Origin of the sequence: Burkholderia sp. BCC1047 (assembly GCF_902833155.1) — a bacterium.
Taxonomy (GTDB): domain Bacteria; phylum Pseudomonadota; class Gammaproteobacteria; order Burkholderiales; family Burkholderiaceae; genus Burkholderia; species Burkholderia sola.
In genome coordinates, this window is sequence record NZ_CADFEH010000021.1 from 40,564 (window position 1) to 63,116 (window position 22,553).

A 22,553-nucleotide genomic window follows, 5' to 3' on the forward strand; every position below is an offset into this window, starting at 1 on the left:
CGGGCGCTCAGCTTTTCGGCAGCCCGGGCGGATTCGTGCGCGACTGGTCGATCGCTTCGGACGCGAGGTTCCAGCGGTCGAGCACCTGCTGATAGCGGCCGTTCTTGATCAGCCCGTTCAGTGCGACCGTCAGCGGATCGGCGAGGCCGCTGCCGCGGCGCGTCGCGATCGCGATGTCGGCCGTGCGCGGCCAGCCGCCGCTGATCGCGCCGACGAGCCGTGTCTTGCCTTGCTGCGCGCTTTGATACGCGAGCACCGAGTTCACGCTGAACACCACGTCGGCCCGGCCCGACTGCACGGCGACGATGCGCATTGCCTGGTCGTCGTAGTACTGGATCTGCACGGGTTTCAGCCCGTGCGCGACGTTGTCGCGATCCCACGCGAGCAGGATCTTTTCCTGGTTGGTGCCGGCGTCGGTCACGACGCGCAGCCCCGCGACGTCCTTCGGCTCGCGGATCGACTGGATCTTGCTGTCGTTGCGCACGTAGAAGCCGACCTGATCCTTGCGGTAGGTCGAGAAATCGAACTTCTGCTTGCGTTCCTCGGTGACGGTCACGTTCGAGATCACCGCGTCGACTTTCCCGGATTCGAGCGCGAGCGGCCAGTCGGCCCACGCGAGCGCGACGATCTTCAGCTTGCGGCCGAGGCTGTCGGACACGAGCTGGCCGACGTCGGCATCGAAGCCGATCACCGTGCGTGCGTCGGTCGCATACGAACTGATCGGCGGCAGGCTCGGCGCGATGCCGATCGTTAGCGTGCCGGGCTCGGCGAACTTGAACGACGCGGGCACCGCGCGCTCGACCGCCGCATCGGCCGCGCCACGCGGGCGGCCGCGCTGCTCGGGGCTCAGGTCGAAGGTCGCGGCGGCCGCGGCGGTCGTGGCCATCGCGGCGGCGAAGGCACTCAGGCCGATCAGCGCGGCGGCCAGCGTGCGCACGGCACGGGATGAAAGCGGTACGGCTCGATGCATGAAATCGTCCTGTCGTGGAAGCGGGGAATCGTGAAAAGCGGAATGGGCGACGTGGAATGCGGGACGCCGTGCGGTCAGCGCGGCAGCACCGCTTCCGGCACGGGCGCCCACAGGTCGGCCAGCGTCGACGTGCGCGACGGATCGACGAGATCCTTGCCGAAGCGCAGGTGGAAATACGCTTCGGGATCGATCGACGAATCGAACAGCCGCGTGTAGCCGGTGCGGTCGTACAGCGCCCACGCTTCGGGTTGACGAAAGCCGGTCGTCAGGTAGAGACGGCGATAACCCTGCTGTGTGGCGCGCAGTTCGAGCGCTTCGACGATGCGCCGCGCGAGGCCCTGGCGGCGCAGGTCGGTGCGCGTCCAGATGCGTTTCAGTTCGGCGGTCTGCGCGTCGTAGCGCTTGAACGCGCCGCCGCCGATCGTCTCGCCGTCGCGCAGCAACAGCACGAACGCGCCTTCGGGCGGTGCGAACAGTTCGGCCGGGTAGCGCGCGAGTTCGTCGCGGGCCGACGCGCGGCTGTCGGGGCGGTATGCGTCGTAACGGATCGAATACTCGTCGATCAGCGCGTCGATCAGCGGCTGCGCGCGGACGTCGAGCGGCGTCGTGTCGATGATGCGGTCGTTCGTGGCCATGGGCATCGCGAAGGGCGCGCGATGCGGACGTTCCTGGCGTGGTGCGGGCACGCGGCCCGTCCGGTCTGTTCCGTTATCGCGACGCAGTTGTCGTGATGGCGGCGGCTGTCGTGCTGCGTGCGAGGCATCCGGCGCGCCGCCGCCGTTTTGAACACGTTAGCGGCGCGGCCGGCAAAGACGAACGAAGCAATTTCGATAAGGATTTCGAGGAGGGTGGAAGAAGGCTTGCAGGAGAAGTGGGGTGGGGCGAACGGGCGGGGTGGCGGCCATGCCCGTTCGAGGTGTGTAAGACGTGGATGATCGCTGGGGATTGGCGCGGTGTCGTCGTTTCGACGGCCGACCGGTGAGGCCGATTCGAGGCTGGCTCGTCAGGATCGCGAGCGCTCGGCCGAGGCCCGCCGCCAGCGTGGCGACGGGTTCTCGCCGAATTGTCGGGTCAGCGCGGGGCGACGATCGACGACGACGGCGGCGTTCAGGCTGCCGCCGCCTGAGGAATCGCGTCCTGCCGATCGCCCCCCAGGATCTCGACAAGACTGGTCAGCATCCGCGCCAACTCGCCCGTCATCAGCGTGAAGTCCGAATCGAAGCGTTCATCGTCATTCTGCGCGGTCGGGTCCGCCGCCTCCTTGATCACGTCGAGCGGCGTGACGCGCTTGATCGTCAGCGACGGCGTCAGCACGAACGAAATCCGGTCATCCCAGGTCATCGCGAGGCGCATGCATTGTTTGCCGGCTTCGATGTGTCGGCGCATGTCGTTCGCTTCCAGCGCGTGGCCCACGTATCGCACCGTGGCGCCGCCTTCGCCGCTCGAACGCAACTCGGCGTCCTGGTCCACGGTGAATCCGCCGGGCGCGTCGCCGGACAGCAGCCAGTCCGTCATCGCGGCGACCGGCGAGCGCGCGACCTGAACGCCGGCGAGCGGCAGTTGGTCGATCGATTTGACGAGCAGGCTGCGAACGTCGTCGGCAAGCGCCTGCGCAGCCGCATCGATGACGAGCCAGCCGTTCGCCGTGTCGATCCATACGCGGGTATCGCGGCGAATGCTGAATGCGCGCGGCAGCAGTTCGTCGGTCACCTGTTCCTTGAGTTCGCGCATTTGCTTGCGGCCGACCTTGAAGCCCTGCTGCTCCTCGATTTCGAGCGCACGCGCTTTGGTCACCTGATTGACGACCGACGCCGGCAGCAGCTTCTTTTCGGCACGAAACAGCAGCAGCATCTGCCGGTTGTTCGAATACACGAGCGCGCCGTCGTCACGCGGCGACGCCCATCCGGCGCGCTGCATCTCGACGCTGCTGCCTGGCTGGAACGCATGGGGCGCCAGCCATTTTTCCATCTGGTCGGGGGTAACGGCCCAGGGTGCGGGAAGACGGTGAAGCTGAAGGTTCTTGAACCACATAGGCGTACGGGCAAAGCGCGTCATTCTATATGACGGAGAGGGTTGCCGGCCATGAACGGTCGTGAGCCTGCAGCGACAAGATGCCTGGCGGGCCACTCGACCCCCGAAAGCGGACGGCCACGCACTGCAGGACCGCCGTTCGTTTTTGAGCTTGACGCCGGCCTTCCGCGAATGGCAATTCTTGCTTCCGGTCTGGCAAAGCGTTCGTTACGGCCGACCGCTCATTTTCTTGAAGATCAGCGGCATTGCGTCCGCATCCAGCGCGGCCATGTCCACGAGTCGCAGCGACTTCACCATCTCCAGCGTCGAGCGCTTGTACTTCTGGAAATGCGGCGATTTGATATGCGCATCGTAAGCGTCGCGGCTGGCATAAATTTCCAGAATCCTGATGTGCGTCGGACTGTCCTTTTGAGCGGTCGGGAAAATGCACAGCACTCCCGGTTCCGCGCGTACCGACACCTCAGCCTCCTCGTTCAGAATGCGCTGATATTCGTCGAGATGCTGATTGAATATTTCGATTTCCGAGATTCGGACCAACATTTTCGGCTCCTGCGCGTGGACGTTACCGTGCTTGCCCAACCACAGCAGCACACACATCATCACGAGCACGAAGATGACAGGGCGGCGGTATTCGATGAACGGGCGGTTCATAGATCGATCTGCGTTCGACGTTCGGCCACGGACGGCACTTCGGATGGCGGGGGCGCGTGCGCGACGTACCGCCATCCGTTTGCTTCGCCGGTCGGGACATTCAGTGCCGAGGCGACGAGATCGTCGGCGGATGGTCCGGAAGCGGCGGCACGATGCCATCAACCAGATGCGGGACATACGGCGCTTCGAGCGCAGCGATTTCGTCCTGCGTTAGTGCGAAGTCGAGCGCGCTGATTGCGGTGGCCAGATGCTCGGGCTTCGTCGCACCGACGATCGGCGCCGTGATCCCGGGCTTCGCCAGTAGCCACGCCAGCGCAACGTGCGCCCGCGGAACGCCGCGAGCCTCGGCGATGCGCGCCACGACGTCGACCACCTTCCGGTCCTGGATTTCAGCGTTCCGATACATTGCCAGCGCAAAGGCATCGTTCTGCGTGCGGTGCGTGGTTTCGCTCCAATCGCGCGTCAGCCTGCCACGCGCCATCGGGCTCCATGGAATGACCCCGACGCCCTGGTCGGCGCAAAGCGGCAACATTTCGCGCTCCTCCTCCCGATAAAGGAGGTTGTACTGCGGCTGCATGGAGATGAAGCGTGTCCATCCGTTGCGCTCCGCGATGTGCTGCATCTTGGCGAAGCGCCATGCTTCCATGGACGATGCACCGATGTAGCGGGCCTTGCCCGACTTCACGATGTCGTGCAGCGCCTCCATCGTTTCTTCTATGGGCGTGCCGTGGTCGAAGCGGTGGATCTGGTAGAGGTCGACGTAATCCATCCCGAGCCGGCCGAGGCTGTCGTCGATCGACTGAAGCAGCGCCTTGCGCGACAGAAACCCGGTATTGGGCGCGTTACGCCACGGAAAGAAGGCCTTGGTCGCGACGACGATCTCTTCGCGCCGTGCCATGTCGTTGAGCGCCCGGCCCGTGATCTCTTCGGAACTTCCGCCCGAATAAATGTTGGCAGTGTCGAAGAAATTGATGCCCGCTTCGAGGGCCTGCCGAAAAAACGGACGAGAGGCCGCTTCATCCAGTGACCAAGGCTGGGGCAGGCGAGTCGGCTCGCCATAGCTCATGCATCCAAGGCAGAGACGAGAGACTTTCAGGCCCGTTCGGCCCAGATTGACATATTCCATATTCAGCTTGAAGGGTTTGGGACGACACAGCACCACTGGACATACCGCGCAAAGCCTGTGGCTCGCGGTCGACCTTGCGCAATCACCACACGAAAAACACGGATTGACTTCGGGGTAGACGCTGCCGAATCGTCAAGCGTCGCGCGACGCAAACAGCGATTCCCAGCCGACGAAAGGGCCGAGCGGAATGATCTCCCAGTCGATCAGGCCGACCTTGGCAAGCGGAAACTCGGCGAGCGCCTGCCTTGCAGCGTCCACCGAATCGCTCTCGGCAATGATGGCGACGCCCGGGCGATCCTGACGGAACGAGATTTCGCGCACGAAGCCGTTTTTATAGAGATGCCACGCATGGCGCGCTTCTTCGACGAGGTGAGGTTGATAGGCTTGCGGGCTGGCGCCGGGCAGCGGGACATCGAGGCAAAGTAATTTCATCGTGCGGCTCCTGACTTGAACTGGCCGGTCACTTCGGCGACGCGCTCGCCAAGATGGGCAGCCGTTTCGATATCGCTCTGGATGGGCGTGATGTCCGGCGACGCGTCATCCGATTGCGCCATGGCGCCGAGCCAACCGCCGACACGATTCTTCTCCTGCGGCTGCTTCGCGGTGTGGCCATAGCCACTGTCATAGAGGACGGTAATGAGCATTCAGGTCTCGCAAGGTTCGCGGCAGTGGCGATGCTCGGCATTGTGGCCACCGTCAATCGTTACGAGAAGTTCCGACAGGGTTGAACCACCCTCAACTGGAAGTTTAGAATCCTCCTGCGCAGCAACGACGAGCGCGATGACCGTCATGGAGAAAATGTGGATTCTTCGCAGCGTGTTCGAGCCATCATTTCCCTGGTCCAGGCCGTGGACGCGGGAAGTTTTGCGGCGGCGGGCCGGCAATTGGGCGTCACGTCAGCCGCCGTGAGCAAGAATGTGGCGGGCCTCGAAAAAGCATTGGGCGTGCGGTTGATGAATCGCACGACCCGTTCGCTCAAGCTGACTGAAGAAGGGGAGGCGTTTCTCCGCCACGCGCGCATCGCGCTCGAAACGCTGGATGCGGCGATCGATTCGGTTGCCGCGCAGCGCGCGGTGCCGACCGGGCGCGTTCGTATTTCGACAAGCGCGGCCTTCGGGCGCGACCATGTACTGCCGGCGTTGCCTGCGTTGCTCGCGCGTTATCCCGGCCTGTCGGTCGAAGTCGACTTTGACGATCGGGTCGTCGATCTTGTCCGGGACGGTTACGACATTGCGGTCAGAGGCGGCAACATCCCGGACTCCGCGCTGGTGACCCGCCCGGTTTGTCGCTTGAATACCGTGCTGGTTGCGTCTCCCGACTATCTGGCGCGCCATGGCGTGCCCGAGACACCGGATTCGTTGCGCGTGCACCGACTCATTGCACGGCGATTCCTGAGCGGTCAGGTCGCGTCGTGGAATTTCAACGGTGACGACAAAAGCATCACGACGCTCGATCCGTCCGGCAAAGCGACGCTGACGCTGTCTGCACCGGAATCCCTGGTCCAGGCGGCATGCGACGGCGTTGGCATTGCCGAGGTCGGCGTTCATCTTGCGTGGGATCGGTTGCGTTCCGGTTCGTTGAAGACAGTCCTCCAGCAGTTTCACCATCCCGGAACATACGAGATGGTGATGCAGTACCCGCACCGGGCACTCGTGGCGCCACGGGTGCAAGTCACCGTGAAACATCTGCTGGACGCACTCACGGCAGATAGCAAACTGCATGTGCCTATGGACGCGTTGGATGCCTATGCCGCATAGAGGTGAGCCGCGTTTCGTTGGTATCGAGGCGCGCGTTGTGCTCGTCGGCCCGAAACCGTGATGCTGCGTGCACAGCATCGTGGCGGCGTCGAGCCGTAACCGCCGAGAACGAGACAATCGACGGTTGCATCAAGATTGATGACAATGGAAACCAGTCGAACAACGGGGAAAAAACAATGATGACTTCCGGCGACGGCCTGACCAGCCCGGCGCGGCTCCTGCGACTCGCCTCCTGGGCGATTGCGATCATCTTCGCCGTCTTTCTGAACATGCTCGGCAGTCTCGTGATCCGCGACATGGCGTTCGCCCCGAGGGGCGGTCCGCCGGTCATCGAGCAATTCGCCGACGCGCCGGCAAAAGCGCGGCTGGACGCCGCGCGGCGCCAGTTGCGGGCGCAGCGCGACGCGCTTGCCGAGAAGGCCGATACGATGGAAGTGGCGCGCGGCCGCGCCGCGAAGGAATACGCGGCCGAGAAGGAAAGCTTCCGCAACTGGCTGGCCACCCGCGCGGTGACAGGGGACGGGGCGAGGAACCCTGACATTCTGGCGAGAACGCGCAAGCTCGATACGCTCCAGGCCGTGGTGGTCAACTGGCAGCATCAGATCGACGCGATCGGCGACCAGCAACGGGCACTGGCATCGCAGCAGGCTCAAGTCGACACGCAAATCGCCGAAGCGGACGCAGCCGCCGAACGGCGCTTCGACGACGCAACGCGGCACTACGAGATGCAGGTGTTCGGACTGCGACTGGCGCTGACGCTGCCGATCCTGCTGGTCGCGACCTGGCTGTTCATCCGCTATCGGAAGGCGCGCTACTGGCCGTTCGTGTACGGTTTCGGCCTGTTTGCATTGAGCGCGTTTTTCATTGAACTGGTGCCGTACCTGCCGAATTTCGGTGGCTATGTGCGGGTCCTGGTCGGCATCGTGCTCACGGTATTCGCCGGCCTTTACATGATGAAGGCCTTTCAGCGCTATGCCGAGCGAAAACGGCTCGAATTGCAGCAGGATCAGGGCGAACGCGCGCGGACGATCGGATATGAAAAAGCCGTCCGGTCGCTCGAGAAAAAGCGTTGCCCGTCATGCGACAAACAATGGAATCTCGGCGGCGACGACTCCACGTTCTGCGTACATTGCGGATTGCGGCTTTTCAACGTATGCGAATGCGGTGGCCGGAATTTCTTCTTCTTTCCGCATTGCCATCAATGCGGCGTTGCGCAGGGCAATGAGTCGCCGGCGTCATCCGACTGACGGTCCGCGTGACGCACCGCACTGCACCGGCGTCGGCGTTGGCGTACGACGGTCCCGAACACGTCAGTCGCGTTCGTCACTCGATGACGCGCGCCGGCGTCGACAACTCCGCCAGCTGAAACAGACAATCCCCGCGCTGGACCTGCGCGGGTACCCGCTTGCACACCACTTCGCCATCGCCGTTGAACCGGTGCAGCACCGGTTCGCGTAACGGCGTATCGGGGAAATGCACCCACGCGGCCGGCTGGCCGGCTTTCACCTGGTCGCCGAGTTCGACGAGCGGCTCGTACAGCCCGCGCTCGTACGCATAGACGAAATGACGATCGCCGTCGACGCGCATGAAACGCGTGACGGTCGGCGGCGCGTCGGGCACGAGCGCGCCATGCAGCAGGCCGATATAGCCGAGGTAATGCAGCAGCCCGTGGCGGCCGAGCCGGATCAGCGACGGATCGGCCATGCCGGCGCCGCCGAGTTCGGTGACGATCGAGATCGCGCCTTGCCGACGCGCGGCCGATGCCGAATGCACGGGATTCGGCGCGTGCAGCAGCGCATTGTGCAACCCGAACGCGACGAGCAGCCCGTTGAGCTTCTCGGCTTCGTCGGCGTCGAGCGGATCGATCGCGAGCATGTTGCCGCCCTGGTACAGCAGCGAGCTGCCGCCCGAATGCAGATCGACCAGATACTGCGCGCGCGACAGCAGCGCGTGTTCGATGTAGTGGGCGATCATCTGCGTCGGCGTGCCGGTCGGGTCGCCGGGAAAACTGCGGTTCAGGTTGCCTTCGTCGAGCGGCGACACGCGCAGGCCCGCATCCGCCGCCGGGAAATTCGCCATCGGCAGCAGGATCAACTGGCCGCTGACCATGTCGGGTTCGATCTCGCGCATCAGCTGCGACACGATGATCTGGCCTTCGTACTCGTCGCCGTGGTTGCCGGCCATCACGAGCGCGACCGGGCCGTCGCCGTTGCGGATCGACGCGATCGGAATCGGCAGCCAGCCGTAGGCGGAGCGGTGCACGGAGTGCGGTAGCCGCAGGTAGCCCGCGTGCTTGCCTTGCGCGTCGAGATCGATTTCGCAGTGGATGGGATTTCGGGGAGAGGAAGAGGCGGTCATGGCGGTATCGTTCGATGAACGGAATCTGCCATCTTATAGGGGAAACCGGCCGCGCGCGGCGGGCGGGGCGGGATCGACCGCGAGACGCGCGACTGCGGCCGGGCGCGTTGCCGTGCGTTGGCGGCCCGCCACGCGCGGCCGCGCGATGTTGCAGCGATGAACGCATGCCGGTGCGCCAGCCGGCTGCATTCGCGCGTCGCGTTTCGCGCCGATCCCTTGTCGCGACAGGGCCGGCGCGTACGACCGGCTTACCGGCCGGATGTTTCAGCTTCGAGACGTCCTTCTTCCCACAGTGCCCAGAAACGGCTGCCGGCGCGATACGGATTCGCACGCCGCGCGGCGTGATCGGCGACGCCCTGGCGAAACGCGCCGTACAGCGTGAGCGGCGGATTGTCGATGCATGCGGCTTCGTACGCGGCCGGCATCCGGCGGTCGGACACGAGCCGGCGAATCAGCGATGCGCCGTCGATCACCGCCTGTTCGTCGATGATTTCGGTTCGCGCGAGGACGTCGACGGTATTCATGTTGATCTCCCTGAAACGTTCTTTCCCCATCAAGGAGCAATAAGAATGCCAGCCGGTAAATACCGCGCTCGGCCTCGATCGTGCGGGCTTCTGCCGTCATCGTGCCGGGCGCCGGACGGCGATGTTACGGAACACGTCACGTGACATGCGAACGCGCGGCGTCACGTGCGAACCCGCAAAGCGTTTCGGAATTGAATCGTCGGGAGGCGGCGGCAGGCCGGGAAAGGACGGGGGCGCGGCGCGCGTCGGCGGCTCAGGTCGTGGCGGCCGGCGCCATGCGGCGGCTGCCGCTGCCGCTCGAGTAGAAGCAGTAGATGCCCTTGCCGGCCGACTTCGCGTCGTACAGCGCGCTGTCGGCCTGCTGGATCAGCTCGTCGGGCGAGCCGTGCCCGTCGTCGAGCGCGATGCCGATGCTGATGCCGATGCACACGGTCTCGCCGATCGACAGCGTATACGGCGCCGAAATCTGCCGGATGATCCGCGCGGCGAGGATCGAGCATGCCTGCATCGTCGTGTCGTCGATCGCGACGACGAATTCGTCGCCGCCGATGCGCGCGGCGAGCTCGCCCGGCGGCAGCGTCTTGCCGAGCCGCTCGGCGACCTGCGTGAGCACTTCGTCGCCGGCCTGGTGGCCGAAGCGATCGTTGATCGACTTGAAGCCGTCGAGGTCGAGATACATGACGGCGAGCGCGGGGCTCGGCAGCCGCGGCCGGCGCGCGAGCATCCGCTTGAGCGCCGCATGCAGTTCGTGGCGGTTCGGCAACCCCGTCAGCGCGTCGTGCCGCGCGAGGTGCCGGATATGCCGTTCGGTCTGGCGGCGCGCGGTGACGTCCTCGACGATGATCACCGCGTTGCCGTCCGGCACGCGGTGACGCGTCAGTTCGAGCTGGCGGCCGTCGGCGAGCACGATGTCGAGCGGCCCGGACTCGGCGCGGCTCAGCCACGCGTCGCACTGCGCGGCGAGGCTGGCGTCGCCGGGATCGGTCACGGCATGCGTGCCGAGCGCGGCGACCACGGCCGGCAGCGGCGTATCGAGCATGATCTCGCGCGGCGAGCCGAACAGTTGTGCGGTGCGCCGGTTCGCGACGATCACGCGGCTGTCGCCGTCGATCATGCACAGGCCGTGCGGCATGTAGGTGAGGGCGGCGTCGAAGCGCGCGACGAGTTCGGCGTTGCGCTGGCGTGCGGCGATCAGCGCGACGAGCACGCGGTAGTGACGCTGCACCACCGTGCGCATCGCCGCCAGATAGATCGCGATCGGCGGCACCAGCAGCCACGCGCCCGGCCGCGGGGCCAGCAGCGCGCCGACGCCGATCGGCAGCACGCCGAGCGTGACCTGCGTCATCGCGAGCCGCGGCAGCGCCGAATTGCGCGACGCGATCCCGCCGAACACGCCGCCCGCGACCATCACGGACAGCGTGCCGAGCTCGACGTCGGCGGCCTGCACGCAGCCCATCACGCCCAGGCCGAGCACGAAGCACGCGACGAGCGACACCGGCGCATAGCGCATCGCCCAGTACTCGGCGCGATCGTCGCCGGCGTCGCGGCGCACCGTGTAGGCCCGTACGATCGACAGGCGCGCAAGGAGCAGGCCGACGTCGAAGACGAGCCACGCGAGGCACCACAGCTGCTGCAGCCGCATCAGCGCGACGGCCGCGACGAAGCCGCTCGCGAGACCGGACAGCGCCATCGGGCGCACGTCCTCGAACAGCGTCACGAGCATCGACGGACGCAGCGCGGCCGTCACGCGGTGGTTACCGGAGGGGGGAGTGGCGAGAACGGAGTTCAGGAGAGACGCCCTGACTGCCATGGTTGTCGACCTCGACACGATGTTGCGATGGCTGGCGGCTCCGCACGGCACGTGGCGGAAGCCCGGCCGAGCCGGATGCGCACGACATTACCACGAAAAACCGGCGGTGCGGGCCGGCCGGCGGCACCGTGCATCCCCTAGTGCCTTGGTCGTCAGCCCCGGCTGCGAGAGGCTTGCGGATGCGGCGGCGCGAAGGCAGCGTTCGTTGCGAACGGAACGATGTGCGGCGGCCGCCGAAGCCGGCGCGGCGGCATCCGGCCGCATGCAAACGGCAAACGAATCGCGTCCCTGCGACCACCCGCCGCAGCGCGGCCGAATCCCGTTATAAGAATTCCAATAAGTATTTCATGCGGGAAATACTATAGGCGATATATCAAAAACAATGCCAGAATGCGCGCCGCTCCGAACGCCGCGACACCCGATCGCCGTCCGAGCCGCCTCAGGAGGTTCCCCCAATGAAAAACCACGGCCTGTCACGGCGGGGTTTTCTGAAAGCCAGCGTGCTGGCGGGCGTCGCGGTGTATGTCGCGCCCATCGGCAGCCGCGCGTTCGCGGCGCTCTTCGAAGAAAAACTCCTCACGCCCGTCAAATGGGATAGCGTCACCGGCATCCCCCGATTCCGCATCGACGGCGTCGCGAAGGTCACGGGCTCGAAAGTGTTCGCCCGCGACGTGCGAGCGACCGACATGCCGCACTGGCCGCAGCAGCAATCGCACGCGCTGATCCTGCGCGTCACGCAGGCCGACCGGACGTACGAAGGCTTCGACCTGTCGCTGCTCGGCGACGAGCTGAAACCGGACCGCGTGGTCACGGCCGACGATCTCGCGCGCGACGGCGTCGCGTTCCCGGCGTTCTACGGCGACGACATGCTGTTGCCGGCCGGCAAGACGCCCGCGTATCTCGGCCATGCGGTCGCGATCCTGATCTATCACGACTTCGCGCGCTTCCGCTTCGCGAAGAACGCGCTGAAGTTCCGCGACGACGTGATCCGCTACGGCGCGGTCACGGGCCCGCTCGAGCGCGATCCGTGGGGCACGTTCCGCTACGTGCGCGTGGGCGGCAAGACGGCCTATGACGACGACGTCTATTCGAGCCTGAAGGACGCGCCGATCTTCCCGAGCATGATGCGCAAGCATCTGCCGGTCTGGCCGGACGGCAAGGAGCACGGCAAGCTCGACGAACAGGGGATGTTCCTCGCCGGGCAGATCGCCGCCGAACTCGACCAGCCGTCGGCCGACTGGCTCGTGTTCGACCGCGAATACAACACGCAGTCGGTCGACACGGCCGCGCTCGAGCCCGACAACGCGAACTGCTGGTACGACGCCGCGACGCAATCGCTGCATCTCGTCGTGCCGACGCAGTCGCCGCTGGAAGTGTCGGAGAACGCGGCCGCGATGGTCGCGAAATGCCGCTTCCCGGTGAAGAAGTTGTTCGTGCATCCGTGCTACACGGTCGGCTACGGCTCGAAGGATCACTTCAACGTGCCGTTCTACGGCCTCGTCTGCGCGCTGTACGCGGACGGCCGCCCGGTGCGTTTCGCGAACGATCGCTACGAGCAGTTCCAGACGTCGCTGAAGCGTCACGCATTCAAGATGCATTACCGGATCGCGGTCGACCGCAACACCGGCCTGCTGCAGTCGTTCAAGGGCGACTTCGAGGCGAACGGCGGGGGGCGCTCGAACTTCTCGCCGTCGGTCGCGATGGTCGGCGCGACGGCCGCGCAATCGATCTACTACTTCCCGAAGAGCGACCTCGCGGCGGTCGCGATCGCGTCGCGCGCGATCGACGCCGGTTCCGCGCGCGGCTACGGCACGCTGCAGAGCATGGCCGCGACCGAGGTGGCGGTCGACGAGATCGCCGCGCAGCTGAACATCGACCCGATCGACTTTCGGCTGCGCAACGCGCTGCGTTCGGGAATGAAGAACACGCAGGGGGCGATTCCCGCCGGTGCGCTGCGCGTCGACGAAGTGCTCGAGCGCGCGAAGCAGCATCCGCTGTGGACGCGCCGTGCCGCGCGCAAGGCGGAATTCGAGGCCGCGCATCCGGGCAAGCGCTACGGCGTCGGCTTCGCGTGCGTGCAGAAGGATTTCGGCACGGGTGCGGAAGCGTCGTTCGCGAAGGTCGAATTCGACGCGCACGGCAAGGTATCGCTGCATCACACGGCGGCCGAGATCGGCACCGGGATGTCGACGTCGCAGGCCGTCGCGGTCGCGAAATGGCTCGGCCGTCCGGCGACCGACGTGCGCGTCGCGCTGACCGAATGGCCGGACCTGCCGGTCGAGACGAGCGGCGACCCGTACCTGATGTCGCAGGCCGATCAGGACCGCCTGAGCGCGAACCCGCGCTGGTCGCCCGGCTATGCGTCGCCGTCGAGCGCGACGAACTCCGCGTACTACTTCACGCACAGCACGCGCGAAGCCGCGCGCGCCGTGTTCCGCTACGGGCTGTGGCCGGCCGCGATGTCGATCTGGACGCGCGGCCTCGGCGGCGGCCAGGCCGCGCCGTACACGATCCGCATCGAGGACGCGCGCTGGGTCGACGGCAAGCTGACCGCCGACGGCCTCGAGCCGCTGACGTTCGAGCAGCTCGCGAAGCAGGCGCATGCGCTCGGCCTGCCGACCGGCGCCGTCGTGCACGTGTTCAACCGCTGGCAGTGGACCGACGCCGAATTCGAAGTGGGCGGCGCGGTCGAGCGTCTGCCGATCGACGGGCTGTCGCTGCGCGTCGGCGCGCCGAAGACCGGCGACGACGGCCCGCTGCCGGGCACCGCCGCACCAGCCGGCGCGACCGCACTGCGCGGCACGCTGCCGCCGACCGCGAACGGCTATCGCGTGCTCGATCGCAAGCGCGTGTTCATCCCGCCGACGAGCCGCAACAACGCGGCCGTCACGTACTACACGGCGGTGGGTACGCTCGTCGAGCTGGCCGTGCACGAAGCGACCGGCAAGGTCGAACTGCTCACGCACCACTCGATCATGGAATGCGGGAACCAGATTTCGCCGCAGCTCGTATCGGGCCAGTTGCAGGGCGGTCTCGCGATGGGCATCGGCCATGCGCTGCACGAGTACCTGCCGCTCTACGAGGACGGCCCCGGCAACGGCACGTGGAATTTCAACCGTTACCAGCTGCCGCGCGCGTCCGACGTCGCCGTATGGACGCAGACGGGCGACGTGCTGCCGCCGCTGTCCGAGACCGATCCGCCGAAGGGCGTCGCCGAAGTGGTGATGATTCCCGTCGTCGGCGCGATCGTGAACGGCATCGCGCACGCGATCGGCCATCGTTTCACCGACCTGCCGGTGACCCCGCAAAAGATTCAGGAGGTGCTCGCATGACGACCGCCCAAACCGCGGCTTCGGCCGCGAGCGCCGGCGCGGCTGCGTCGAATGCGGCTTCGGCCGCTCCGGCATCCGTACCTGCTGCACCCGCCGCGGCTTCGGCGCCCGTCGAGCGTCCGCTCGTCCGGTTCCAGCAGAAGCCGCTGTCGGTCAACATCAACGGCAAGTCGGTCGGCCCGATGCCGGTGCCGGAAGGGCTGATGATGATCGAGTTCCTGCACGAGTACCTGGGCCTCACCGGTTCGCGGCTCGGCTGCGGGCAGGGCGTCTGCCACGCGTGCGTCGTGATCGTCGACAAGCCGGATGGCACGAGCGACGAAATGCGCACGTGCATCACCGGCGCGCACTTCTTCCACGGCCGTTCGATCCGCACGATCGAAGGCCACGCGAAGCGCAACGAAGCCGGCGAAGTGGTCGAGCTGTCGCCGATCCAGCAGAAGTTCCTCGAGCATTTCAGCTTCCAGTGCGGCTACTGCACGCCGGGTTTCGTCAACGCGGCGACCGTGCTGATCGAGCGCCTGAAGCGCGAGCCGATCGCGAAGGCCGACGTGGAACGCACGATCACCGACGCGCTGAACGCGCACCTCTGCCGCTGCACGGGCTATGTCCGCTACTACGAAGCCGTGAAGGACGTGGTGCTGACGACGCCGGGACTTGTGAAGGAAGCCCCATGAAACGCACACACGCTCATCGTGCCGCGCGGGCCGCGGGCCTGCCCGCGCTCGCGGCGTCCTTTGCGCTGCTGCTCGCCGCGTGCGGCGGCCACGACGCGCCGGCGTCGAGCGCGGCTTCCGGCGCACCCGGCGCCGACGCGGTCGCGCGCGGGCGCTATCTCGTCAAGGCCGCCGACTGCGCGGCGTGCCACACCGCGAAGGACGGCGCGCCCTTCGCCGGCGGCGCGGCGCTCGAATCGCCGTTCGGCACGTTCTACGGCTCGAACATCACGCCCGACAAGGATCACGGGATCGGCGGCTGGAGCGCGGACGATTTCTACGCCGCGCTGCACGACGGCAAGGCGCCGGGTAAGCGCCTGTATCCGTCGATGCCGTACACGTCGTACCGGCAGCTCACGCGCGCCGACGCCGACGCGATGTACGCGTACCTGATGACGGTCAAACCCGTCGCGCAGGAAAACCGCGCGCACGACCTGAAGTTCCCGTACAACCTGCGCTTCGGCATGGTCTTCTGGGACATGCTGTTCCTGAAGGACAGTCTGCCGGATGCATCGGCCGGACAATCCGCCGACTGGCAGCGCGGCCGCTATCTCGCGGGCGCGCTCGGCCACTGCGCGGAATGCCACACGCCGCGCGCGTTCACGGGCCAGCTCGACGGCGCGAAGCCGTTCGCGGGCGCCGCGCTCGGCCGCGTGGCCGCGCCCGACATCACGCCGGCCGGCCTCGCCGCGCGCGGCTGGACGGGCACCGACCTGCAGACGTTCTTCGGCGTCGGCATCGCGCCGCAAGGCTCGGCGTTCGGCGAGATGTATCCGGTCGTGCACCTGAGCACGCAGTATCTGACGAAGGACGACCTGCGCGGACTGTCGACGTACCTGCTCGGCGATACGCCGCCCGCGCCGCAACCGGTGAAGCCGGTGTCGGCCGATGCCGCGCAACTGGCGGCCGGGCGCTCGGTGTATCTCGCGGTGTGCGCGGGCTGTCACGGCTTCAACGGCGAAGGCAAGCCGCACGTGGCCGTGCCGATGAACGGCAACTCGACGCTGCGCCAAGGCGACCCGCGCAACCTGCTGGTCGCGATGCTCGACGGCATCGACGAGCAGAAGTTCGCCGGCTTCGAAAACCTGCAGCCGATGCCGGGTTTCGCGAAAACGCTGAGCGACGACGAACTCGCCCAGCTCGCGAACTATCTGCGCGCGACGTGGGGCGGCCAGCCCGCGAGCGTCACGCCGGCCGACGTGAAGGCGATGCGTTGAGTCGTGCCGTGGGGTAGCGCGTCGCGCGCGAGCAGCCGGTTTCCGGTGCTCGCGCGTGACTTCGTCGCCTCATGTTCCTCACGGCGGCGCGTCAGTAGCCGCCGCCTCCACCCCCACCGCCTCCGCTGCCTCCGGAGCCGCCGTACCGGCTCGTGCCCGGCCCTTGCGACGTACCGCTGCCCGACGACGTACAGCCCGCCGACAGCACGAGCACCAGCGCCGCGACCAGCGCAGCGGCCAACGTTGCCGATTTCATCAGAATTTGCTCCGAGAAACCCCCGCCATTGATGGCGGGAATGAAAGGAATGCCGTTGACAGGCAGCTTCTTCCACGGGTTAGGATCACCTGCATGATCCTTGTCTATCGCTACCGCGTGAAGTCGCTCAACGGACTGCTTAACAAGCAGAGCCGTGTGGTGAACTACGTCTGGAACTTCTGCAACGACACGCAGAAGCACGCGCTCAAGTGGGGCAAGAAGTGGCCTACAGGATTCGACCTGAACGTGCTGACGACCGGCAGCAGCAAGGAACTCGGTATTCACTCCGGCACGGTCAACGCGACGTGCGAGCAATACGCGAAGTCGCGCAGTCAGCACCGTCGGCCCTACCTGCGCTATCGCGGCAGGAAATCGCTCGGCTGGGTGCCGCTGAAGGGGCGCGACCTGAAGCGCGAGGGCGACGCGTTCCGTTTTGCCGGCAACACGTTTCGCGTGTTCAACAGCCGGCCGCTTCCCGAAGGCAAGATCAAGGACGGGACCAACTTTGCGCAGGATGCACGCGGCAACTGGTTTCTCAACATCGTGATCGAGATGCCCGATGTGCAGGCTCGCCCGATCCGTTCCGGTGTCGGCATCGATCTCGGCCTGAAAGACTTCGCCACACTTTCGACTGGTGAGAAGCTGCCCAATGACCAGTTCGGTCGACGCGCGGCGGAAAAGCTGGCGAAAGCGCAACGGGCGCGAAAGCACAAGCGGCATATCGCGAAGCTGTACGCCAAGGTCGCGAATGCCCGTGCCGATTTCCAACACAAGCTCGCGCTCGATCTGGTGCGGCGTTTTGATTACATCGCGGTCGGCAACGTGTCGACCGTGAAGCTCGCCAGAACCAGGATGGCGAAAAGCGTCTACGACGCATCCTGGTCGTCCTTCCGAAACAAGCTCCGCTACAAAGCGATCGCGCACGGGGCCACGTTCGAGGAAGTCGACGAAAGCGGTTCGACCCAGTCCTGTTCGGCGTGCGGGTCGAAAGACAGCACGACGCGGCCGAAAGGTATCGCGGGACTGCGAATAAGAGAGTGGGCCTGCAGTGACTGTGGTGTCGAGCATGATCGAGATACCAACGCTGCGCTGAACATTCTCCGATGCGGACGTGCATCGCCAGGTGTGGGAATCCTCCGCCTTTAGGCGCGGAGGAGGACGTCAATGCGATCTCCTTGCTGCGCGCAGGCAACAGGAAAGGCGGTTCGCGTGAACCGCGTCTGCGCGATGACAAGACGTTTCGGCGGGGCGTTTATTCCATGCTTTTTGCGTATCGCGGCGGCGTTGGCGTCGGCGTCGGCGTCGGATCAACGATAGACGAGATCGGCGCGGCGGTTCTGCGCCCACGCTTCCTCGTCGTGGCCGAGCGCGACCGGCTTTTCCTTGCCGAGGCTGACGGCCTCGAGTTGCGTCGCCGGCACGCCGAGCGTTTCAAGCGCGCTCGCCACGGCCTGCGAGCGGCGCTGGCCGAGCGCGAGGTTGTATTCGGACGTGCCGCGCTCGTCGGTGTTGCCCTGGATCAGCACGCGCCGCGCGGGATGGCTGCGCAGGTAGTCGGCGTGCGCCTGCAGCAGCGACTGGAATTCGGGCTTCACCGAGTACTGGTCGAAATCGAAGTAGATGCTGCGCTTCGCGAGCGGGCTGTTCGGATTGTTCAGATCGTCGGCCGTCACCGTCGCGACGGCTTCACTCGACGGCGTCGGCGCCGCGCCGGCATTCTCGGGCGTCTTCGCCGCGTGGTGGCAACCGGCCAGCAGGACGAAAGTTGCCAGGACCGCAATTCGCTTCATTTTGCTCATCGTTCTTCTCCAGCGGTTGACTGCGTTGAAAGCGGGGCGCGCGCCATTCGCACGCAGCCGTCCGGCCGCCATGGCGCGAAAGATCAGGCTCCGTTGCCGTGATGCAGGTTCGTAAGCCGGTGGTGCGCCAGATGAAAGAATGTTGCGGCCGGAACGCCGGATCGCGGCGTCGCTGCAAACAGATTAGGAAAAATGTCACAACGTGCCCAGTTTCTCCGCATTTTTTGCGCAAACGCGACAGCCGGGAGGCATTCTTGCTTCCGTGCCTGGGGTGCGGTATGCGACGCCCGCCACGGCGAAAAAGGACGTGCAGAGGGCTCGGCCTCGCCGGTGCTGGTCACGGCGATCGGGTGATGCGGGCAGCATTCGCCGAATGCAGTCGGTCAGCCGCGTGACGGGGCCGCCCACACGCCGCATCGTCAGAACTTGTGCCGCAGCCCCAGCGCGACGACGGCCTGGTTGCTGTTCGCGGAAGGCGTCATGGTCCAGACCGTCGCGTTGAACGCCGGATTGCCGTTGCCGCCGCTCACGCTCTGGTAAGTGCCTTCGAGATACGCATCCGTGCGCTTCGACAGCGCATAGCCGGCCTGCGCGACGACCTGGTTCCATTTCGGGCGCGTCCGTCCCGTGTGGGTGTCGAAGCGGCCCATCGTGTACGTGTACGCGGCGGCGACGCTCAGCGCGCGCGTGACGAAGTAGCGTCCGTCGATCGTGAAGTTGTCGAACACCAGCGATTCGCCCTTCAGCGGCGCGATGTTGCCGCCCTGGAGCACGCCCGTCACGCCGTCGGTGGTCGAATGCGACCACGCGGCGCCGACCGAGTGCGGCCCGAACGCATAACGGCCGGCCATCGCCCAGATCTGCTGGTTGCCGCCCGTGATCGTCGCCGAGCCGTCAACCGTGCTCAGCGCGCCGTCCGGGTTCGGCGCGTGGCGGTCGCGGCTGATCTTCAGGTAGCCGGCGCCGAGCTTCAGCGGCCCGTTCGCGTACGACACGCCCGTGCTCCACACCGCGTTGTTGGAGAACTGGCCGGGCGTGTTCGAGAACCCGATCATCGCGCCGAAGGTCAACCCGCGAACCGTCGGGCTCGTGTACTTCACCGCGTTGTTGATGCGCAGGTTGCGGTTCGAATCGTCGTTGTCGTACGGGTGGACCGCAAGGTTGCCGCCCCAGCCGGGGCCGGACGCGCCGAGCGGCGTCACGAAATCGAGGATCAGGTCGTACTGGCGGCCGAAGGTCAGCGCACCGGCCGTCCTGGATTCCACGCCGAGCCACGCCTGGCGGCCGAACAGATCGACGCCTTTCTGCGACAGCTTGCCGGTGGTGCCCGAGAAGCCGTTTTCGAGCGCGAAGACCGCGGCCATTCCGCCGCCGAGATCCTCGCGGCCGCGCAGCCCCCAGCGCGACGCATTCAATGCGCCGCTCGTCATCGCGACGCCGCCGCTGCCGGGCGAGCCGGCACCGCGCGTGCGCTGGTTGGTGGAGTAGGTGATCGACGTGTCGATCAGGCCGTACAGCGTCACGCTGCTCTGGGCAAGCGCGACATCCGGCACGAAGCCGGTCAGGCAGGCGGCAATGACGGTCCCCGCGACGCGTGCGCCGGCATGCTGGTTCGTTTGGCAGGAGTGCATAGGCGTTTTGTTGTTGTTGGAGCGGCCTGGCGGCCGATGGATCGAGCGGCCATTATTGGAGATCGTGCGGCGGTCGATTAAGGCGTTGCACAGGAAAGGTCCTCTGCCCAATCACTCGGAATCGCGGTGGGGCGACTTGCGGGGAGGCGGTCGGGAAGGGGCGGGTGAGACGGCGTTCGGGGTACGGCGCGCCACCGTGCGAGGGTAGTGCGGCGACCGTCTAGCCGCGGGCGGCCGCGTCGGCGCCGCCGCTCCGATAGGCGGCGCGAACGGCGTTTGTCTTTGCTTCGAGCGCTTCTGGCGAATGCCACGGTCGCAGCCGGACGACGACGCGCGGCAGCTCGGCCAGTTGGTTGCGCAACTGCACGATCGACCGGCAGCAACCGCAAGCCGACGATTGCGCGTCGGAGGCCGCTGCGGCTTCGGCAAGCGCGGCGGTCCATTCGACGCCGCGATGGCGCCTGGCCTCGTCGAGATGCCGCAGATAACGCGCGTCGCCCGACAACGCGATCAGCAGCGCGGCCCAGTGCACGCCACGCCAGCCGAACTGCATGTTGCGTGTCAGGTCGTCCAGCAGCGCGTCGTCCAACGCGGACAGGCTTTGCTGGCACAGGTAGTGGAAGTCGAGCGGTTGATAGCGGACATGCGGGTAGTCGCGGAGCACATGCCGGAGTTCGGCGCCAGTATCGACGGTAGCGGCGAGAAACCGTTCGGCCGGCGCAGGGCGATTCAACTTCAGCGTCGGAACACCGAGGAAAAGCCGGCTGATGTCGTCGGGGTGGTAGTGCATCGTCGAGGTGATCGCTCGGGGGTACGCCGTCTGGATCGCTTACTGATTGCCGGACATCAGCGCCGTGTAACGCCGCTGCATTTCGTCGGGGTCGACCGTTTCGATCGTGTGCCCGATCAGCCAATCGTAACCGAACGGATCGCGGATTCGGCCCGAACGCTCGCCGTAGAACTGGTCCTGGGCCGCACGTGTCACGCGTGCGCCGGCCGCGACGGCGGCGGCGATCGTCGCGTCGGCGTCGTCGACATGAAGATGGAGCGCCATCGGCGCGTTGCCGTTCGGGTCGAGGGCGAAGAGATCGTATTCCGGGAACTCGTCCGAGATCATCAGCGTGCACGGCCCGAGCTGCAATTCCGCGTGACCGACGCGCCCCGACGGTTCGACGAGCCGGAATTTCTCCCGCGCGTCGAATGCCTTCGCATAGAACGCGATGGCGTCGTCCGCGCGTTTGGCGCGCAGATACGGAAAGACTTCGTGAATCGCCATGGTGCCCTCCGGTGGGTGGTGTGGGTGTAGTTCGATCCTATCGGGTATCCGGCGCCCGGTCTTGAACGGAATTGATCGCGCTGCGGCCGTACGGGACGAAATCCCGAGACCGGAATCCACCAGGATCGGACGCGATTCCACCCGGAACGACATGGAGCGGGGCAGAATAGGGCGCGCGTAGCGCATGCCGGCTGCTGTCGGCAGCGTGCCGATTCATGAAACCTGTCAAGTCTCCACGGCGTTTCCAATGCCCCCTATCTTGCGTCCCATCCGATCCGCGTCTCGAGCGGCGGCCGGCGTTGCATTCGTCGTCAGCCTGCTTGCCGGCTGCGCTGCGATGACTTCATCCGCGCCGGTCGACCCTCAGCAGCAGTTCGTTGCGGAGCAGCGAAATGCGAACATGCGGTATATCGATACCCTCGCGGCGTACAAGCCCGTTTTCCAGAATCCCGGCAACTACAGTCGAGCGCAGGTGCTGGAAAAGTACGACGCGGTTCTCTATCAATACTCGCTCGCTGCGGTGAGCTGGGTTCGCGCAATCTATCCTGCCGCCCGGCAGACGTTGCCGCCATCCCTGCAACCGTTGCCTGCGCCGTCCGGGCCGCTCAGCCTGGCGGACGTGAACCGACGCTACGAACACGCGCTCGGCATGAACGCCGGCATGTGGGAGATCAGCATGGCCGCGGATTTCGGCAAGCCGTCGAAACTGGCGGTGCCGCGATATGACGGGCCGTTGCTTTTCATGCCGTTCGCACCGCCTTTGCCGCCGCTGCAGGATGTTCGCGATCCGCAGTTCGCGAGGCTGGTGACCATGACGAAGAAGGTCGACGACGCGCAGAAGGCGGACCTCGCTCGACAGAACGCGGCGACCGCCAGGCAGATGGCGGAGAACGCCGCGATGCACGCGGCAAACCATCCTCCGGGGCCGAATCCGCTGGACTCGATCGATCCGCGGACCGGGTTGCCGTATCCAGCACCGCAACAAGACACGCAGCGCTGGTGCACGATGATGGGCAATGGTGTGGGTGGTCGGGTTCCGTGTTGAATCGGGGCGGACGACGGCGGGCTGATCCGATGTGACGTGGACGTCATCGTGATC

21 protein-coding genes and 1 pseudogene are annotated in these 22,553 nt (G+C 66.1%); 7 read left to right on the forward strand and 15 right to left on the reverse strand.

Features of this window, described 5'->3' with window-relative positions:
- Window positions 1-7 precede the first annotated feature (7 nt).
- The 7 genes and pseudogenes from HWX55_RS21335 to HWX55_RS21365 form a co-directional block, all read right to left on the reverse strand.
- The gene (locus tag HWX55_RS21335) at window positions 8-970 is read right to left on the reverse strand and encodes an ABC transporter substrate-binding protein (protein ID WP_175977180.1); all 963 of its coding nucleotides are present in this window, start codon (window positions 968-970) and stop codon (window positions 8-10) included.
- Window positions 971-1,044: 74 nt separating this feature from the next.
- On the reverse strand, window positions 1,045-1,605 hold the full coding sequence (locus tag HWX55_RS21340; protein ID WP_175977181.1) for a GNAT family N-acetyltransferase: 561 nt from the start codon (window positions 1,603-1,605) through the stop codon (window positions 1,045-1,047).
- Between the two features lie 472 nt (window positions 1,606-2,077).
- On the reverse strand, window positions 2,078-3,001 hold the full coding sequence (locus tag HWX55_RS21345; RefSeq protein WP_175977182.1) for a recombination-associated protein RdgC: 924 nt from the start codon (window positions 2,999-3,001) through the stop codon (window positions 2,078-2,080).
- A 207-nt stretch (window positions 3,002-3,208) separates the two neighbouring features.
- Window positions 3,209-3,652, reverse strand: coding sequence for an antibiotic biosynthesis monooxygenase (locus HWX55_RS21350; RefSeq protein ID WP_244140620.1), 444 nt, complete (start codon window positions 3,650-3,652; stop codon window positions 3,209-3,211).
- Window positions 3,653-3,752: 100 nt separating this feature from the next.
- Window positions 3,753-4,778: an aldo/keto reductase gene (locus HWX55_RS21355; protein WP_175977183.1), complete on the reverse strand. Its 1,026-nt coding sequence runs from the start codon at window positions 4,776-4,778 to the stop codon at window positions 3,753-3,755.
- 132 nt (window positions 4,779-4,910) lie between these two features.
- A complete protein-coding gene (locus HWX55_RS21360) occupies window positions 4,911-5,210 on the reverse strand; it encodes a hypothetical protein (RefSeq protein WP_050014073.1) in 300 nt (99 codons plus the stop codon).
- A pseudogene (locus HWX55_RS21365) lies at window positions 5,207-5,371 on the reverse strand (flavodoxin family protein); the annotation flags it as partial. The pseudogene HWX55_RS21365 and the gene HWX55_RS21360, both read right to left, overlap by 4 nt.
- Window positions 5,372-5,578: 207 nt before the next feature.
- On the opposite strand from HWX55_RS21365, the gene HWX55_RS21370 reads away from it, so the two are divergent.
- Together HWX55_RS21370 and HWX55_RS21375 are read left to right on the forward strand one after the other, a co-directional pair.
- On the forward strand, window positions 5,579-6,535 hold the full coding sequence (locus tag HWX55_RS21370) for a LysR family transcriptional regulator (RefSeq protein ID WP_050014071.1): 957 nt from the start codon (window positions 5,579-5,581) through the stop codon (window positions 6,533-6,535).
- Window positions 6,536-6,711: 176 nt separating this feature from the next.
- A complete protein-coding gene (locus HWX55_RS21375) occupies window positions 6,712-7,782 on the forward strand; it encodes a zinc ribbon domain-containing protein (protein WP_175977184.1) in 1,071 nt (356 codons plus the stop codon).
- Window positions 7,783-7,858: 76 nt separating this feature from the next.
- Here the strand turns inward: HWX55_RS21375 and HWX55_RS21380 are convergent, their stop codons facing one another.
- From HWX55_RS21380 to HWX55_RS21390, 3 genes are all read right to left on the reverse strand, one after another.
- Window positions 7,859-8,893: a succinylglutamate desuccinylase/aspartoacylase family protein gene (locus HWX55_RS21380; protein ID WP_175977185.1), complete on the reverse strand. Its 1,035-nt coding sequence runs from the start codon at window positions 8,891-8,893 to the stop codon at window positions 7,859-7,861.
- Between the two features lie 248 nt (window positions 8,894-9,141).
- On the reverse strand, window positions 9,142-9,417 hold the full coding sequence (locus HWX55_RS21385; RefSeq protein WP_011547674.1) for a hypothetical protein: 276 nt from the start codon (window positions 9,415-9,417) through the stop codon (window positions 9,142-9,144).
- Window positions 9,418-9,670: 253 nt separating this feature from the next.
- Complete coding sequence (locus HWX55_RS21390; protein WP_175977186.1) at window positions 9,671-11,227, reverse strand: sensor domain-containing diguanylate cyclase; 1,557 nt, start codon at window positions 11,225-11,227, stop codon at window positions 9,671-9,673.
- Between the two features lie 455 nt (window positions 11,228-11,682).
- On the opposite strand from HWX55_RS21390, the gene HWX55_RS21395 reads away from it, so the two are divergent.
- Genes HWX55_RS21395 through HWX55_RS21405 form a run of 3 tightly spaced genes read left to right on the forward strand, consistent with a single transcriptional unit; the run spans window position 11,683 to window position 16,492 of the window.
- A complete protein-coding gene (locus HWX55_RS21395) occupies window positions 11,683-14,559 on the forward strand; it encodes a molybdopterin cofactor-binding domain-containing protein (protein ID WP_175977187.1) in 2,877 nt (958 codons plus the stop codon).
- Window positions 14,556-15,236 carry a (2Fe-2S)-binding protein gene (locus HWX55_RS21400; RefSeq protein WP_175977188.1) on the forward strand — a complete coding sequence of 227 codons (681 nt, stop codon included), beginning with the start codon at window positions 14,556-14,558 and terminating at the stop codon, window positions 15,234-15,236. The genes HWX55_RS21395 and HWX55_RS21400 overlap by 4 nt, the downstream gene beginning before the upstream one ends.
- On the forward strand, window positions 15,233-16,492 hold the full coding sequence (locus tag HWX55_RS21405) for a cytochrome c (RefSeq protein ID WP_175977189.1): 1,260 nt from the start codon (window positions 15,233-15,235) through the stop codon (window positions 16,490-16,492). Before HWX55_RS21400 ends, HWX55_RS21405 begins: the two co-directional genes overlap by 4 nt.
- Before the next feature lie 91 nt (window positions 16,493-16,583).
- On the opposite strand, the gene HWX55_RS21410 is transcribed toward HWX55_RS21405, so the two are convergent.
- Window positions 16,584-16,748: a hypothetical protein gene (locus HWX55_RS21410; RefSeq protein ID WP_175977190.1), complete on the reverse strand. Its 165-nt coding sequence runs from the start codon at window positions 16,746-16,748 to the stop codon at window positions 16,584-16,586.
- A 93-nt stretch (window positions 16,749-16,841) separates the two neighbouring features.
- Between HWX55_RS21410 and HWX55_RS21415 the strand changes: the two genes are divergently transcribed.
- Window positions 16,842-17,894: an RNA-guided endonuclease TnpB family protein gene (locus tag HWX55_RS21415; protein WP_175977191.1), complete on the forward strand. Its 1,053-nt coding sequence runs from the start codon at window positions 16,842-16,844 to the stop codon at window positions 17,892-17,894.
- Between the two features lie 161 nt (window positions 17,895-18,055).
- Here the strand turns inward: HWX55_RS21415 and pal are convergent, their stop codons facing one another.
- The 4 genes from pal to HWX55_RS21435 form a co-directional block, all read right to left on the reverse strand.
- Window positions 18,056-18,547 carry a peptidoglycan-associated lipoprotein Pal gene (gene pal / locus HWX55_RS21420; RefSeq protein ID WP_175977192.1) on the reverse strand — a complete coding sequence of 164 codons (492 nt, stop codon included), beginning with the start codon at window positions 18,545-18,547 and terminating at the stop codon, window positions 18,056-18,058.
- A 419-nt stretch (window positions 18,548-18,966) separates the two neighbouring features.
- On the reverse strand, window positions 18,967-20,178 hold the full coding sequence (locus HWX55_RS21425; protein ID WP_175977193.1) for a porin: 1,212 nt from the start codon (window positions 20,176-20,178) through the stop codon (window positions 18,967-18,969).
- A gap of 220 nt (window positions 20,179-20,398) precedes the next feature.
- Complete coding sequence (locus HWX55_RS21430) at window positions 20,399-20,968, reverse strand: hypothetical protein (protein WP_175977194.1); 570 nt, start codon at window positions 20,966-20,968, stop codon at window positions 20,399-20,401.
- 39 nt (window positions 20,969-21,007) lie between these two features.
- Complete coding sequence (locus HWX55_RS21435) at window positions 21,008-21,454, reverse strand: VOC family protein (RefSeq protein ID WP_175977254.1); 447 nt, start codon at window positions 21,452-21,454, stop codon at window positions 21,008-21,010.
- Window positions 21,455-21,791: 337 nt separating this feature from the next.
- Here HWX55_RS21435 and HWX55_RS21440 point away from each other — a divergent pair, with 337 nt between their 5' ends.
- The gene (locus HWX55_RS21440; protein WP_244140621.1) at window positions 21,792-22,499 is read left to right on the forward strand and encodes a hypothetical protein; all 708 of its coding nucleotides are present in this window, start codon (window positions 21,792-21,794) and stop codon (window positions 22,497-22,499) included.
- Window positions 22,500-22,553 lie beyond the last annotated feature (54 nt).

Coding starts and splice junctions, on each gene's coding strand:
- HWX55_RS21400 (WP_175977188.1), top strand. CDS start 14,556: ATGACGACCGCCCAAACCGCGGCTTCGGCCGCGAGCGCCGGCGCGGCT.
- HWX55_RS21405 (WP_175977189.1), top strand. CDS start 15,233: ATGAAACGCACACACGCTCATCGTGCCGCGCGGGCCGCGGGCCTGCCC.
- HWX55_RS21390 (WP_175977186.1), bottom strand. CDS start 11,227: ATGGCAGTCAGGGCGTCTCTCCTGAACTCCGTTCTCGCCACTCCCCCC.
- HWX55_RS21340 (WP_175977181.1), bottom strand. CDS start 1,605: ATGGCCACGAACGACCGCATCATCGACACGACGCCGCTCGACGTCCGC.
- HWX55_RS21410 (WP_175977190.1), bottom strand. CDS start 16,748: ATGAAATCGGCAACGTTGGCCGCTGCGCTGGTCGCGGCGCTGGTGCTC.
- HWX55_RS21430 (WP_175977194.1), bottom strand. CDS start 20,968: ATGCACTACCACCCCGACGACATCAGCCGGCTTTTCCTCGGTGTTCCG.
- pal (WP_175977192.1), bottom strand. CDS start 18,547: ATGAGCAAAATGAAGCGAATTGCGGTCCTGGCAACTTTCGTCCTGCTG.
- HWX55_RS21350 (WP_244140620.1), bottom strand. CDS start 3,652: ATGAACCGCCCGTTCATCGAATACCGCCGCCCTGTCATCTTCGTGCTC.
- HWX55_RS21415 (WP_175977191.1), top strand. CDS start 16,842: ATGATCCTTGTCTATCGCTACCGCGTGAAGTCGCTCAACGGACTGCTT.
- HWX55_RS21425 (WP_175977193.1), bottom strand. CDS start 20,178: ATGCACTCCTGCCAAACGAACCAGCATGCCGGCGCACGCGTCGCGGGG.
- HWX55_RS21440 (WP_244140621.1), top strand. CDS start 21,792: ATGACTTCATCCGCGCCGGTCGACCCTCAGCAGCAGTTCGTTGCGGAG.
- HWX55_RS21360 (WP_050014073.1), bottom strand. CDS start 5,210: ATGAAATTACTTTGCCTCGATGTCCCGCTGCCCGGCGCCAGCCCGCAA.
- HWX55_RS21345 (WP_175977182.1), bottom strand. CDS start 3,001: ATGTGGTTCAAGAACCTTCAGCTTCACCGTCTTCCCGCACCCTGGGCC.
- HWX55_RS21355 (WP_175977183.1), bottom strand. CDS start 4,778: ATGGAATATGTCAATCTGGGCCGAACGGGCCTGAAAGTCTCTCGTCTC.
- HWX55_RS21380 (WP_175977185.1), bottom strand. CDS start 8,893: ATGACCGCCTCTTCCTCTCCCCGAAATCCCATCCACTGCGAAATCGAT.
- HWX55_RS21385 (WP_011547674.1), bottom strand. CDS start 9,417: ATGAATACCGTCGACGTCCTCGCGCGAACCGAAATCATCGACGAACAG.
- HWX55_RS21335 (WP_175977180.1), bottom strand. CDS start 970: ATGCATCGAGCCGTACCGCTTTCATCCCGTGCCGTGCGCACGCTGGCC.
- HWX55_RS21375 (WP_175977184.1), top strand. CDS start 6,712: ATGATGACTTCCGGCGACGGCCTGACCAGCCCGGCGCGGCTCCTGCGA.
- HWX55_RS21435 (WP_175977254.1), bottom strand. CDS start 21,454: ATGGCGATTCACGAAGTCTTTCCGTATCTGCGCGCCAAACGCGCGGAC.
- HWX55_RS21395 (WP_175977187.1), top strand. CDS start 11,683: ATGAAAAACCACGGCCTGTCACGGCGGGGTTTTCTGAAAGCCAGCGTG.